The organism is Caulobacter sp. (assembly GCF_965279145.1).
GTDB lineage: Bacteria > Pseudomonadota > Alphaproteobacteria > Caulobacterales > Caulobacteraceae > Caulobacter.
Genome location: NZ_OZ257139.1, coordinates 757,944 through 771,410, shown reverse-complemented (window position 1 = coordinate 771,410; position 13,467 = coordinate 757,944). Strand labels below are relative to the sequence as shown.

The following is a 13,467-nucleotide window of genomic DNA, read 5'->3' as shown; positions in this document are numbered from 1 at the left end:
CTAGGCTTGACGGGGACTTGAACCCCCGTGCGCCGCGTCGCAACGGAAACATTGTCTCGATGACAATGCCGGGCCGCCGCTGGACTCAGCCCATCGCCAGGTCAAGGCCGCGCCCGAGCAGCGCGAACGCGGTCTGACGCAGCTTCTGGGGGTCGATCGAGGGCGAAAGCTTGCCCGACAGCTGCAGCACCAGGCTGCCGTGCAGGATGGTCCAGAACACATGGCCGATCATTTCGGCGTCCCCCTGGATGGCGCCGGCCTTGATCATGGCCTCGACATGGGCGGTCATGGTGCGCCGGGCGCGCGCCGCAGCGGCGGTCAGTTCGGGGTAGTCATTCTCGGTCGGCTGCGAGAGGTCGAACATCAGCTTGTAGGCCTGGGGCTGCTCGAGGGCGAAGTCGACATAGGCCCCCGCGGCCTGGCGTGACTTGTCCACGGCGGAGCCCGGCAGGGCCATCGCCCCCTCGATGGTTTCGGCGAAGCGGGTGAAGGCCGCCGCCCGCACGGCCGCCAGGATAGCGTCCTTGTCCTTGAAGTAGCGATAGGGGGTCATGGGGCTGACGCCCATGGCGGTGGCCAGTTCGCGCATGGTTACGGCCTCTGGGCCACGCTCGGCGAACAGGCTCTCGGCGGCCGCGCACAGGCGGCGGCGGAAGTCTTCAACGTCTTCGGAGGACAGAACGCGGGGCAAGGCGGAATCCGAGTTGACTCAGGCATTCGCTTACAACATAAATTTACAACGTAAACAATAAGCCTTTCGACAGGCGTCAGGGAGATCGGCCATGGACGGCGAAGTTCGCATCAACCCCTTTCTGAGCGGCAATTTCGCGCCGGTGCGCAGCGAGGATGACTTTGAGCTGCCGGTGGAGGGCGCGCTGCCCGCCGGCCTGTCGGGCACGCTGTACCGCAACGGCCCCAACCCGCAGTTCGACCCGCGCGACGCCAACTATCACTGGTTCGTCGGCGACGGCATGCTGCACGCCTTCACGATCGCCGACGGCAAGGTCCACTATCGCAACCGCTGGGTCCGCACGAACAAGTGGACGGTCGAGCACGCGGCGGGCCGGGCCCTGTTCGGCAGCTGGGGCAATCCCATGACCACCGACCCTGCGGTCCTGGGAACCGACAGCGGCGTGGCCAACACCAACATCGTCCAGCACGCCGGCCGGTTGCTGGCGCTGGAGGAGGCGCATGCGCCGTTCCAGCTCTCCGGGCCCGCGCTCGACTCGATCGGCCCGCATGACCTGGGCGGCAAGGTCACGGCCCACCCCAAGACCTGCCCGATCACCGGCGAGATGGTGTTCTTCGCCTATGCCGACGACCCGATGCCGCTGTCCAGCCAGATCAGCTGGGGCGTGGCCGACGCGACCGGAAAGCTTCTCAAGCGCGAGACCTTCGCGGCGCCCTATTGCTCGATGATCCACGACTTCGCGGTCACCCGCGACCACGTGGTGATCCCGGTCCTGCCCCTGACGGGCAGCCTGCAACGGGCCATGGCCGGCAAGCCGGCGTTCGCCTGGGAGCCGGAAAAGGGCGGCCAGCTGGCCGTGATGCGTCGCGACCAGGGCGTGGCCAGCCTGCGCTGGATCGAGGCCCCCAAGGGCTATGTCTTCCACGTGATGAACGCCTTCGATGAGGGCGAGACCATCATCGTCGACGTGATGCGCTACGCCTCGGCGCCGTTGTTCCCCAATGCCGACGGCACGCGAGGCGAGAACGCGGCGGCCTATCTGGTGCGCTGGACGATCGACCTGACGACCGGCTCGGTCACCGAGGCACCGCTCGACGATCTGGCCGGCGAGTTCCCGCGCTTTGACGAGCGGCTGGCGGGCCTGCCCTATCGCCACGGCTGGTTCGTCGGTCAGAGCCTCAAGCCCGGCGACTTCCGCGCCAACATCATCGCCCATATCGACCTTGAGACCGGCGTGCGGGCCGACTGGACCGCGCCGGCGGGCGACGCGATCTCCGAGGCGGTGTTCACGCCCGCGTCACCGGACGCGCCGGAAGGCGAGGGCTGGCTGACGGCGGTGGTCTATCGCGGACAGCTGAACGTCAGCGAGCTGGTGGTGCTGGACGCGATGAACGTGGCGGCGGGGCCGGTGGCGAGCGCCAGGCTGCCCCGGCGCGTGCCGTTCGGGTTTCATGGCAACTGGGTCAACGCCTAGCAGCCTTCTCCCCTTGCGGGAGAAGGTGTCGCCGTCAGGCGACGGATGAGGGGTCGCGCGGACGGATCAGGTGAAACCCCTCATCCGTCCGCTTCGCGACCACCTTCTCCCGCAAGGGGAGAAGGGTGGCGAACAAGTGTTTGACTTGATCGCGGAAGGTCCTGTTACCTCACCCCCAACAACCAAGGGAGCGCCGCCATGGCCTGGGATTTTCTGGTCGCCAAGACCGACCTGAGACAGACGCAATTCCAGCCCGCGACCCTGCCTGACCTGGGCGAGAACGACGTTCGGCTGGCCGTCGACAGCTTCGCCCTGACCGCCAACAACATCACCTACGCCGTGTTCGGCGAGGCGATGCGCTACTGGGATTTCTTCCCGGCGACCGAGGGTTTCGGCCGGGTGCCGGTCTGGGGTTTCGCGACGGTCGAGGCCTCGAACCATCCCGACATCGCCGTCGGCCAGCGGTTCTACGGCTACTATCCGATGTCGAGCCATCTGACGGTGCAGGCGCGCAAGACGCGGGGCGGCTTCGCCGACGCCGCGCCGCACCGCCAGCATCTGGCGGCGGTCTATAACCAATACGCGGCCGTTCCCGCCGACGATGGCTTTGAGGCGCATCGGGCCCTGCTGCAGCCCCTCTACATCACCGCCTTCCTGATCGACGACTTCCTGGGCGAGCACGACATGTTCGGCGCCAGGTCGATCATCCTCTCCAGCGCCTCGTCCAAGACGGCGATCGGTCTGGCGTTCCAGCTCAAGCAGAGGGGTGGGGTCAAGGTCGTGGGCCTGACCTCGCCGCGCAACGTGGCGTTCGTCGAGGCGCTGGGGCTCTACGATCAGGTCGTGGTCTATGACGATCTGCCCACAGCGCCGATCGCGACGCCGACGGTGTTTGTCGACTTCGCCGGAGACTCGGCCGTGCTGGCCGGCGTTCACCAGCGGTTCGGCGAAGATCTGGCCTATTCCTGCCTGGTGGGCGGCACCCACTGGGAGGCCCGGCGCGGCGCGGGGGAACTGCCAGGCCCCAAGCCGATCCTGTTCTTCGCCCCTGACCGCGTGAAGAAGCGCCAGGAAGACTGGGGCCCCGGCGGCTTCGAGAGCCGCTATGGCGCCGCTTGGGCCGCCTTCGTGGCCGACGCGGCGCGGTGGCTGAAAGTCGAGCGCGGCGTCGGACAGGCCGCGATCGCCGAGACCTACCGGACCGTGCTGGACGGCCGGTCCTCGGCCGAGGTGGGCTGCATTCTGGTCCCCTAGCCGCCTCGGCGCGCCGCCAACGCGTTCACAGACCCGATGGCGGCGCAGAGAAGGTTCTGGCCCAGCCGGACGGAGCGGGCGCCATGGTCAGGTCCAGCACGCCGCCGCGCGCCAGTTCGTCATGGGTGATCCAGGCGCGATCCACCGGCTTGCCGTTCAGCCGCGCCGCCGCGACATAGCGATTGTCGCGCGAGGCCGCCGGCGCGTTGATGACGAAGGTCTTGCCGCCCTCCACCGCGATGACGCTGCGCGTGAACACCGGCGAGGCGATGTAGTAATAGGGCTGCCCCGCATTGGGATACAGGCCGATGGCGTTCCAGACATACCAGCTGGACATGGCGCCCGCGTCGTCGTTGCCGGGCAGGCCGGTGCGGTCGAGGCGGTAGTGCTTTTCCATCAGCTGGCGCGCGATCTCGGCGGTGCGATCCGGGCGGCCGGCGTGGATATACAGGTAGGGCGCCAGGATGTCGGGCTCGTTGCCCTGCGAGTAGTGGCCGTCGAACAGGTGGTCGAGCCAGGCGATGAACTTGTCGGGCCCGCCCACCTTGGCCATCAGGCCCGCCACGTCCTGCGGGACATAGGTCGAGTACTGGAGCGCGTTGCCCTCGTAGAAGACGGCGTCCCACCAGGGACCCGAGCGGTCGGGATATTCGTAGGTGCAGCTGTAGTTCTCGACCCACTCGCCATCGGGGTAGCGCGGGCGAACGCAGCCGAGCTGGTCGTCCCAGATGTTCTTCCAATTGCCCGAGCGCGCCAGATAGCGGCTGGCGTCCTCGGTTTTGCCCAGGGCCTTGGCCACCACGCCGATCGCGTAGTCGTCATAGGCGTATTCCAGGGTCCGCGACGCCGACCGGGTCTGGGTGAACGGCACATAGCCCAGCTTCAGATAGTCCTTCAGCACCCGGCCCTGCAGGAACGGCTGATCGGAATCGACCTCGCCGTTCTTGCGGATCGCCTCATAGGCCAGAGCCTTGTCGAACCCGCCCAAGCGCTTGACCACGGCGTCGGCGACCAGGATGTCGCCATTGGAGCCGCCCTGGGTCATGCCGTTGGTGCCGGCGATGCGCGCATCGGGCATCCAGCCGGTGTGCTCGTAGGTGTCGATCAGCGAGCGCAGCATGTCGCGCTGGCGCTGCGGCTGGATGATCGTCAGCAGGGGATGCAGCGTCCGGAACGTGTCCCACAGGGTGTAGAAGTCCTCGTAGTGAGGCTCGCTGGAGTTCCACCACACGTTCTCGCCGGTCAGGTCGTGCGGCATGGTGTGGGCGCGGTAGAGCGCCGAATAGAAGATCCGCTGCTGGGCCTCGCTGCCGCCCTCGACCTGGATCTGGGCCAGGGCCTGGCTCCATTGCGCCTCCGCCCCGCGATGACAGGCGTCGAAATCCCAGCCGGGCATTTCCTCGGCGAGATTGGCGCGGGCCTTGTCGGCGCTGATGAATGACACCGCCATCTTCATCTGGACCTGACGGTCGGTGGTGGTGTCGAAGGTCAGGTAGGCGCCGAGGCGGTTGGAGAACTCGCGCTCGGTGTCGTACTCGATCATCAGGCCCTGGCGGTTCTCGCCGCTCTTGACCTGGACGCCGCCCTCGGACCGGCCGACGCCGGGCTGGGTCTCCATCCAGCCCTGGCCGCTCTTCCAGGCGCCGAAGGCCTTGGCCGGGCGATCGGTGACGGCGTGGAAATACAGGGTGTAGGGCGCGGGGTTCCAGCCGCCCTCGACCGTGACCTCGCCGGCCAGGGTGTGGTCGTCGATCAGCTCGACCTTGGCCAGACGAATACGCTGGCCGCGCCCGCGCATGGCGATCACCGAGCTGACGTCGAAGATCAGCTGGCTCTCGCGGACCGCCGGATAGGTCAGGCGCTGGAAGCCGACCCGGCGCGAGGCGGTCAGTTCGACCTTGATCCGGTCGGCCGGCGCATTGCCGATCTCGACCGCGTAGAAGCCCGGAGACGCCCGCTCCGCGACCTTGTCGAAATGCAGATGGTTGACCCGCAGCGGCCCGACCGTCGGGGTGACCCGGAAATTCCCGTACTTGCCCGAGCCGCCCGTGCCGCTGACGTGGGTATAGCTGAAGCCCATGATCGGGCTGCGGGAGTCATAGCCGTTCGTGTCGGCGTTGGTGGTGTCGGGGCTCAGCGAGACGAAGCCGAACGGAACGCCGGCGCCGGGCACGGTGTTGCCGCCGGCGACGCCGCCGCCGTCCACGCCGACGAACGGATCGGCCTTGGCCAGAAGCGCGGCGCCGATGGGCGTCTGGGCCATCACGCTGGAGCCCAGCGCCAGGGCCGCGATCAGGCCCATCGCGCCGCTAGGCGCGGCGATAGCGCTCTTCCTGGTCATGATCTTCTTCCCCATTGATCCAGGTGGCGGCGACGTTCAGCGCCTCGTCCAACAGCACGAGATCCGCCGCCTGGCCCATGGCGATGCGGCCGCGCTGGCCCGTCAGGCCCAGGAAGTCGGCGGGCGAGGACGAGGCCATGGCGACGGCGTCGGGCAGGGACAGGTCCAGCATGGCGACGGCGTTGCGCACCGCGCCGATCATGTCCAGGTCCGAGCCGGCCAGGGTGCCGTGATCATCGACGCAGACGCCGTCGACCACGTGGATGCGGCGACCCTGCAGGTCGAAGCTCTTGTCGACCATGCCCACGGTCGGCATGGCGTCGGTGACCAGCATGAAGCGGTCGCGGGGGCGGGTGCGCAGGGCGATGCGCAGCACCACGGGATCGACATGGCGGCCATCGACGATCAGGCCGCACCAGGCGGTCTGGCTTTCCAGGGCCGCGCCGACCGCGCCGGGCTCGCGGCTGGTCAGGGGCGACATGGCGTTGAACAGGTGGGTGAAGCCGCTCAGGCCCGCCGCCAGCGCCTTGCGCATCGTGGCGTAGGCGGCGTTGGTATGGCCGGCGGCGACGATGACGCCGGCCTGCGTCAGCCTGCGGATCATCTCCGGCGTGGTGGTCTCCGGCGCCAGGGTGACCAGGGTCTTGCCCACCTTCAGCGAGGTCAGCAGAGCCAGGGCCGCCTCGTCGATGACCCGGAACTTGCCGGCGTCGTGGATGCCCTTGCGCTTGGCGTTGAGGAACGGGCCCTCGATATGGATGCCCAGCACGCCTGGCACGCCGGCCGCGATCGCCGCTTCGGTGGCGCGCAGGGCGGCGTCGACCACGGCCAGGTCGTCGCTGATCAGGGTGGGCAGGAAGCCGGTGGTCCCGAACGGGCGGTGGGCCGCGCCGATGGCGGCGATGGTCTCCACCGTCGGGGCGTCGTTGAACAATACCCCGCCGCCGCCATTGACCTGGGTGTCGATGAAGCCGGGAACCAGCAGGCCGCCGCGCAGGTCATACTGGGTCGCGCCGGCGGGCGCGTCGGCGGCCGGCAGGATCGCGGCGATCCGTCCAGCCTCGATCACCACGCACTGGCCCAGGGCGACGCCGTCTTCCGTCAGGACGCGGCCATTTACGAGAACAGCCTGCATCAGACGGTTTCTGTGACCTTGTTGAGATGGGGCGGGCTGTCGGGATCATAGCCGCGCGCCACCGACAGCGCATTGGCCATCCGGTAGAAGCTCTGGATCATCAGGATCGGCTCGATGGCCGGGTGAGCGGCCAGGGCGGGCAGGGCGCCCTCTCCCGTCTCGCCGGCGCGGGCCAGCAGCACCTCGGCGTCGCGGGCCGCCAGGCCGGCGGTCATGGCGTCGACGCTGTCGCGGCTCTCGTCGTTCTGGGCGAAGACCAGCACCGGGAAGCCGGCCTTCACCAGCGCCATGGGGCCGTGCAGCACCTCGGCGGCGCTGAAGGCCTCGGCATGCAGGCCGCAGGTCTCCTTGAACTTCAGGGCCGCCTCCTGGGCGACGCCGAAGCCGACGCCGCGTCCCAGCACATAGAGGTTGCGGGCCGGCTTCAGGCGCTCGACGGCGGGGGTCCAGTCCAGGGCCCAGGCCTTGGCCAGGCCGGCGGGCAGGGCGGCCAGGCCGTCGGCCAGGTCGGCGTCGCCGGTCCAGGCCGCCACCAGATGGGTGATGGCCGACAGGGCGGCGATATACGACTTGGTGGCCGCCACGCTCAGCTCGGGACCGGCGTGCAGCGGCAGGACCTCGTCGACCAGCAGGGCCAGGGGCGAGGTCTCGTCATTGACCAGGGCGAGGGTGAAGGCGCCGGCCGCCTTGGCGGCGCGCACCGAGGCCAGCAGGTCGGGGCTCTTGCCCGACTGCGAAATGGCCAGGTAGAGCACCCCGTCCATGGCCTGGGGCGCGGCATAGACCGAGCTGACCGACAGGGCGGCCGACGAGGTCAGGACGCCGACCCGGGTCTCGATCAGGTACTTGGCGAAGGTGGCGGCGTGATCGGAGCTGCCGCGCGCGCAGGTGACGACGGCGCGGGGCGGGCTGGCGCGCAGGCGCGCGGCGATGGCCTCGACCCGGGCGGCGTTGGCCTCCAGCTGGGTGGCGACAACCCGCGACGCCTGACCCGCTTCCAGGAACATCCGCGTCGATTCCGGCGTCAGCCGCGACGGGGCGGGCTCGGGCGCGGGGGCCTCGGGACGGGTCAAGATGGGCGCCTCCAAGCTCTATTCCTTCAAATGAACGTATGAGGGAACGATCAGGACTGATCGTTCAGTTCGGCGACGAAGTCGTAGGCGTCGCCGCGATAGTAAGAGTGCGAGACTTCCACCGCCCGCCCGTCGCGCAAGAACCCCCGGCGCTCGACCAGCAGGCCGGCGTCCTTGGGCTTTACGCCGAGCAGGGCGGCGTGTTCGCGCGTGACAAGCACGCCGCGCAGGCGCTGCAGCGCCCGTGAGGGGCGATGGCCGGTGGCGGCCATGGCCGCGTAGAGCGAATTCTGCACCGCGTCGGCGGACGGCAGGGCGAACGCGGCGATCGTCGTGTATTCCACCGCCATCGCCGCGCCATCGGCGTAGCGGATCCGGGCGAAGCGATAGACCGGCGTGCCGGGCGACAGCCCAAGGGTCAGAGACTCCTCGGGCGTGACCGAGCCTTCGCTCTTGCTGATCCATTCGCTGCTCGGCGCGCGGCCGCGCGAAATCATGTCCTCGGTAAAGGACGACAGCTTTGAGAAGCTCTTTTCCACCCGAGCCGCGACGAAGGTGCCCGCGCCCTGGCGGCGGGTCAGCAGGCCTTCGCTGACCAGGCCTTCCAGCGCCTTGCGGACGGTGATGCGCGAAACCGAGAAGTCCTCGGCCATGTCCCGCTCGGGGGGCAGGGCGTCATCGGGCGAGAGCATCTTCTGGTGGATCGCCTCGCGCAGGGCCCGCTGCATCTGTAGATACAGGGGCGCGGCGTCCTTCCCATGGGCGAAACCTATGCGCTGGGATAGGGACACTGGACGACGCCTCTTCCATCTATGCGAACCTGACGCGGGAGATTCGCGTCGAGCGATACCAATATGAGTCCACTCAACGTAGCCCCTACGTCAATGCCCAAATCCGGCCACGCGGCAATTCCCCATATATACCGGATCGTTTCAGGGCTTAACAAGAGTGGCCTTGCCATTTTTCAAAGTGGCCTTGCCAAATGGTATTAGAATGGCATGTAATATACCCGTGATCACCCGACCGCCTGTGCGTCTGGGTGGCGGCGGAGGGGTCTGGTTTGTCTCTGTTGGTGCTCTCGTCGCCGCTGAAGGGCTGGATAGCGCCGCTTGAGGAGACGCCGGACGCGGTGTTTGCGGGTCGGATGCTGGGGGACGGGCTGGCGATTGATCCGACGGGGTCGGTGCTGCACGCGCCGTGCGACGCGGTGGTGTTGACGGTGCACCGGGCGCGCCACGCGGTGACCCTGCGGGCGGCCAACGGGGCCGAGATCCTGATGCATCTGGGGCTGGACACCGTGGCCCTGGCGGGCGCGGGCTTCGAGGTTCTGGTCGGCGAGGGCCAGAGCGTCAGGGCCGGCGAGCCGCTGATCGCCTTCGACCTGGATTTCCTGGCCCAGAACGTCCGTAGCCTGATCACGCCGATCGTGGTGACCAATCTGGACGCCTTCCGCATCGTGCGCCGCCAGCAGGATCGCGCCGCCGAAGTGGGCGACGAGCTGATGGCGCTGTCGCCGATCGCCGCTGAGACTGCCGAGTCCGCCGCCGGCGCCTCGACTGTGGCCGAGGCTGGGGGCGAGATCGTCCGCCGGGTGGTCGTGCCGCTGGTCCATGGCCTCCACGCCCGCCCCGCCGCCCGCATCGTCGAGACGGTCCGCGCCTTCACCGCCGAGGTCGCGCTGGTGGCCGGCGAGCGCCGGGCCAGCGCCCGCAGCCCGGTCGGGGTGATGGCCCTGGCCGTGCGCCATGGCGACAGCCTGTCCATCACCGCCAGCGGCCCCGACGCTGAAGCGGCTCTGGCCGCCGTCGCCGAGCTGATCGAGGGCGGCATGGGCGAGGGCGGCCCGGTCGCCGCGCACGTCCCGACTCCGTCCCCGGCCCCCTCTTCGGTCGAAGCCGGCCCCGTCACCCTGCCCCGGGACGGCGTGCTCAAGGGCGTGCTGGCCGCGCCGGGCCTGGCCATCGGCAAGGCCGTGCGCCTGTCGTCCAGCGAGATCACCGTCCGCGAGTTGGGCGACAATCCTGGCCATGAACACACCGCCCTGACCCAGGCGCTGGAGACGGTCCGCGCGCGCCTGGAGGCGGCGGCCGCCAGAAGCGACAAGGCCCGCCAGGCGATCCTCAACGCCCACCTGGCCTTCCTCGACGATCCGGAGCTGTCGGCCGTGGCCCGCGCCCTGATCGACCAGGGCAAGAGCGCCGGCTTTGCCTGGCGCGGCGCGGTGGGCGGCTATGTCGACGCCCTGCGCGGCCTGGGCGATGCGCGCCTGGCCGAGCGGGTCGATGACCTGATCGATCTGGAACGCCAGGTGCTGCGCGCCTTGATCGGCGAAGAGGAAAGCGCCGCCGCCCTGCCGGCCGGCGCGATCCTGCTGGCCGACGAGCTGCTGCCCTCGCAGCTGATGGGCGTGGATCCGGGCCTGGTGGCCGGGTTCTGCACCGCGCGCGGCGGACCCACCTCGCATGTGGCCATCCTGGCCGCCGCCATGGGCATACCGGCCCTGGTCGCGGTGGGCGGCGCGGTGCTGACCGTGGCCGACGGCACGGCCCTGATCCTCGACGCCGACAGCGGCCAGCTGCGCGTCGCGCCCGACGCCCCGGCCCTGGAAGCGGCCCAGACCCGGCTGGCCCAGCGCCAGGAGCGCAAGGCCCGCGCCAAGGCCTCGGCCCATCAGAGCTGCGTGACCCTGGATGGCCAGCGCATCGCGGTGTTCGGCAATGTCGGCGCGCTGGGCGACGCCGTCGCCGCCGCCGCAAACGGGGCCGAAGGCTGCGGCCTGCTGCGCACCGAGTTCCTGTTCCTGGAGCGCGACACCCCGCCCGACGAGGACGAACAGGCCCGCCAGTACCAGGCCATCGCCTCGGCCCTGGACGGCAAGCCGCTGATCATCCGCACCCTGGACGTGGGCGGCGACAAGGCCGCGCCCTACCTGCCGATCCCGGCCGAGGAGAACCCGGCCCTGGGCCTGCGCGGCGTGCGGGTCAGCCTGTGGCGGCCGCATCTGCTGAAGACCCAGATCCGCGCCATCCTCCGCGCGCGTCCTGTTGGCCAGTGCAGGATCATGGTCCCGATGATCGCCAGCCTCGACGAGCTGCGCGCCGTCCGCGCCGTGCTCGACGAGGCCAAGCGCGAGCTGGGCGTCACCGAGCGCGTCGAGCTGGGGGTGATGATCGAGACCCCGGCCGCCGCCGTCACCGCCGACCTGCTGGCCGCCGAGGCCGACTTCCTGTCGATCGGCACCAACGACCTGACCCAGTATGTGCTGGCCATGGACCGGGGCAATCCCGAGCTGGCCGCCCGCATCGACGCCCTGCACCCGGCCGTGCTGCGGATGATCGCCCAGACCTGCGCCGGCGCCGCAAAACACCAGCGCTGGGTGGGCGTCTGCGGCGGGGCGGCCTCGGACCTGGCGGCCGTGCCGATCCTGCTGGGCCTGGGGGTCACCGAGCTGTCGGCGACCGCCGCGATCCTGCCCGAGGTCAAGGCCCTGGTCCGCGCCCTGGATCTGGCCGCCTGCCGGACCCTGGCCGCCCGGGCGCTGGAGCTGACCTCCTCCGAGGCGGTGCGTGACGCCGCTCAATCCTTCCTGGCCGGAGTTTAAGCGATGCGGTCGCCGCTCGAAGTCCTCCAGCCCCTGGGCCGCGCCCTGATGCTGCCGATCGCGGTGCTGCCGGTGGCGGCCCTGCTGCTGCGCGTGGGCCAGCCCGACCTGCTGGGCGCGCCGGCCCTGGCCGCCCTGACCGGCGGCCTGTCCCTGACCATCGCCAATGTGTTCGCCGCCGCCGGCGGCGCGATCTTCGGCAGCCTGGGCCTGATCTTCGCCATCGGCGTGGCCGTGGGCCTGGCGCGCGAGAACCACGGCGCGGCCGGCCTGGCCGGGGTAGTGGCCTATCTGGTCGCCACCAAGGGCGCCGACGCCCTGATCGCGGTTCCGCCCGAGGTGGCGGCCAAGGCCGTCGAAGGCGCCAGGGACCTGGTGGTCGCCGCCTGGAAGGCCAAGGAGATCAGCAAGCTGTCGATCCCGGTCGGCATCCTGTCCGGGCTGATCGCCGGCGGGCTCTACAATCGCTACAGCAACATCAAGCTGCCCGAGTATCTGGCCTTCTTCGGCGGCCGCCGCTTCGTGCCGATCGCCGCCGGCGTGGCGGGCGTGGGCCTGGCCCTGGTATTCGGCTTCGGCTGGGGCTTCCTCGAAGCCGGGGTCGACGGCCTGAGCCATCTGGTCACCGCCTCGGGCGATGTGGGCCTGTTCGTCTATGGCGTGCTCAACCGCCTGCTGATCGTCACGGGCCTGCACCACATCCTCAACAACGTGGTCTGGTTCATCCTGGGTGACTTCAACGGCGCGACCGGCGACCTCAACCGCTTCGCGGCCGGCGACCCCACCGCCGGGGCGTTCATGAGCGGCTTCTTCCCGGTGATGATGTTTGGCCTGCCCGCCGCCTGCCTGGCCATGCTGCACACCGCCCGGCCCGAGCGTCGCAAGGCCGTGGGCGGCATGCTGACCTCCCTGGCCCTGACCTCGTTCCTGACCGGCGTGACCGAGCCGATCGAGTTCTCGTTCATGTTCCTGGCCCCGGCGCTCTATGCGGTTCACGCGGTGCTGACCGGCGCGTCGATGGTGATCATGAACCTGCTGGACGTGAAGCTGGGCTTTGGGTTCTCGGCCGGGCTGTTCGACTATGTGCTCAACTTCAACAAGGCCACCCGGCCGTTGATGCTGATCCCGGTGGGGCTGGTCTATGGCGCGGTCTATTACGGCGTCTTCCGCTGGGTGATCGTGCGCTTCGACCTCAAGACCCCCGGCCGCGAGCCCGACGAGGCCCTGGCCGCGCCGGCCGCCGACGCCCCCGGCGGACGCGGCGAGGACTTCCTGATCGCCCTGGGCGGCGCGGCCAACCTGGCCTCGGTCGACGCCTGCACCACCCGCCTGCGTCTGGTGGTCACCGGCCAGGGCGCGATCGACGAGCCGCGCCTCAAGGCCCTGGGCGCGCGCGGCATCGTGCGGCCTTCCGACCGCGCCCTGCAGGTCGTGCTCGGCCCCATCGCCGACCAGGTCGCCAGCGAAATCCGCGACGCCATGGGCGGGAGGCAGGCTCAGGTTCAAGCCCCGGTCTCGGTCCCGACCCCGGTCGTCGCCCCGCCCGTTCTGGCCGGCGACACGGCCCAGGCCGAGCGTCTGGTCGCCGCCCTCGGCGGCGCGCGCAACATCGAGACGCTGAGCAGCTGCACCAGCCGCCTTCGCCTGGTGGTCCTCGACCCCTCGGCCATCGACGAAGCCGCCCTCAAGGCCCTCGGCGCCCGCGGCCTCGCCCGCATCGGCGAACGCACGATCCATGTGGTCATGGGGCCCGAAGCCGAGCGTGTCGGAGAGGTCATGCGGCGGGTCTGCAGCGGGTGATCCGCCCGGCCTTCGCGGCGCCTCGCAGGCGTCATCGCGCCGGCCGGAGAGGGTTAAAAATAGGCACTATAATGGTATTAACAACAGGGAGGAAGAAT

The 13,467-nt window shown here is 69.7% G+C and carries 9 protein-coding genes; 4 read left to right on the top strand and 5 right to left on the bottom strand.

The window, feature by feature from the left end:
• Positions 1 to 85 precede the first annotated feature (85 nt).
• Positions 86 to 691, bottom strand: coding sequence for a TetR/AcrR family transcriptional regulator (locus tag ACQY9P_RS03570; protein WP_421736634.1), 606 nt, complete (start codon positions 689 to 691; stop codon positions 86 to 88).
• Between the two features lie 91 nt (positions 692 to 782).
• Between ACQY9P_RS03570 and ACQY9P_RS03565 the strand changes: the two genes are divergently transcribed.
• Positions 783 to 2,165 carry a carotenoid oxygenase family protein gene (locus tag ACQY9P_RS03565; RefSeq protein WP_421736635.1) on the top strand — a complete coding sequence of 461 codons (1,383 nt, stop codon included), beginning with the start codon at positions 783 to 785 and terminating at the stop codon, positions 2,163 to 2,165.
• Positions 2,166 to 2,363: 198 nt separating this feature from the next.
• On the top strand, positions 2,364 to 3,419 hold the full coding sequence (locus ACQY9P_RS03560; RefSeq protein WP_421736636.1) for a DUF2855 family protein: 1,056 nt from the start codon (positions 2,364 to 2,366) through the stop codon (positions 3,417 to 3,419).
• Between the two features lie 25 nt (positions 3,420 to 3,444).
• On the opposite strand, the gene ACQY9P_RS03555 is transcribed toward ACQY9P_RS03560, so the two are convergent.
• The 4 genes from ACQY9P_RS03555 to ACQY9P_RS03540 are packed head-to-tail and all read right to left on the bottom strand — an operon-like array spanning position 3,445 to position 8,696.
• A complete protein-coding gene (locus ACQY9P_RS03555) occupies positions 3,445 to 5,760 on the bottom strand; it encodes a GH92 family glycosyl hydrolase (RefSeq protein ID WP_421736637.1) in 2,316 nt (771 codons plus the stop codon).
• Positions 5,729 to 6,895, bottom strand: a complete 1,167-nt coding sequence (nagA, locus tag ACQY9P_RS03550) for an N-acetylglucosamine-6-phosphate deacetylase (protein ID WP_421736638.1) — start codon at positions 6,893 to 6,895, stop codon at positions 5,729 to 5,731. Before nagA ends, ACQY9P_RS03555 begins: the two co-directional genes overlap by 32 nt.
• Positions 6,895 to 7,983 (bottom strand): SIS domain-containing protein, encoded by a 1,089-nt coding sequence (locus ACQY9P_RS03545; RefSeq protein ID WP_421736639.1) that lies wholly within the window; start codon positions 7,981 to 7,983, stop codon positions 6,895 to 6,897. The genes nagA and ACQY9P_RS03545 overlap by 1 nt, the downstream gene beginning before the upstream one ends.
• A gap of 35 nt (positions 7,984 to 8,018) precedes the next feature.
• Positions 8,019 to 8,696 (bottom strand): GntR family transcriptional regulator, encoded by a 678-nt coding sequence (locus ACQY9P_RS03540; RefSeq protein WP_421738263.1) that lies wholly within the window; start codon positions 8,694 to 8,696, stop codon positions 8,019 to 8,021.
• A gap of 332 nt (positions 8,697 to 9,028) precedes the next feature.
• Between ACQY9P_RS03540 and ptsP the strand changes: the two genes are divergently transcribed.
• Entirely contained in the window at positions 9,029 to 11,569 is a 2,541-nt protein-coding gene (gene ptsP / locus ACQY9P_RS03535) for a phosphoenolpyruvate--protein phosphotransferase (protein ID WP_421736640.1), read from the top strand.
• A 3-nt stretch (positions 11,570 to 11,572) separates the two neighbouring features.
• Positions 11,573 to 13,369 carry an N-acetylglucosamine-specific PTS transporter subunit IIBC gene (nagE, locus tag ACQY9P_RS03530; protein WP_421736641.1) on the top strand — a complete coding sequence of 599 codons (1,797 nt, stop codon included), beginning with the start codon at positions 11,573 to 11,575 and terminating at the stop codon, positions 13,367 to 13,369.
• Positions 13,370 to 13,467: the final 98 nt, after the last annotated feature.

Excerpts from the sequence above, each read along its gene's own strand:
- ACQY9P_RS03565 (WP_421736635.1), top strand. The coding sequence starts at position 783 with ATGGACGGCGAAGTTCGCATCAACCCCTTTCTGAGCGGCAATTTCGCG.
- ACQY9P_RS03560 (WP_421736636.1), top strand. The coding sequence starts at position 2,364 with ATGGCCTGGGATTTTCTGGTCGCCAAGACCGACCTGAGACAGACGCAA.
- ACQY9P_RS03555 (WP_421736637.1), bottom strand. The coding sequence starts at position 5,760 with ATGACCAGGAAGAGCGCTATCGCCGCGCCTAGCGGCGCGATGGGCCTG.
- nagA (WP_421736638.1), bottom strand. The coding sequence starts at position 6,895 with ATGCAGGCTGTTCTCGTAAATGGCCGCGTCCTGACGGAAGACGGCGTC.
- ACQY9P_RS03540 (WP_421738263.1), bottom strand. The coding sequence starts at position 8,696 with ATGCAGCGGGCCCTGCGCGAGGCGATCCACCAGAAGATGCTCTCGCCC.
- nagE (WP_421736641.1), top strand. The coding sequence starts at position 11,573 with ATGCGGTCGCCGCTCGAAGTCCTCCAGCCCCTGGGCCGCGCCCTGATG.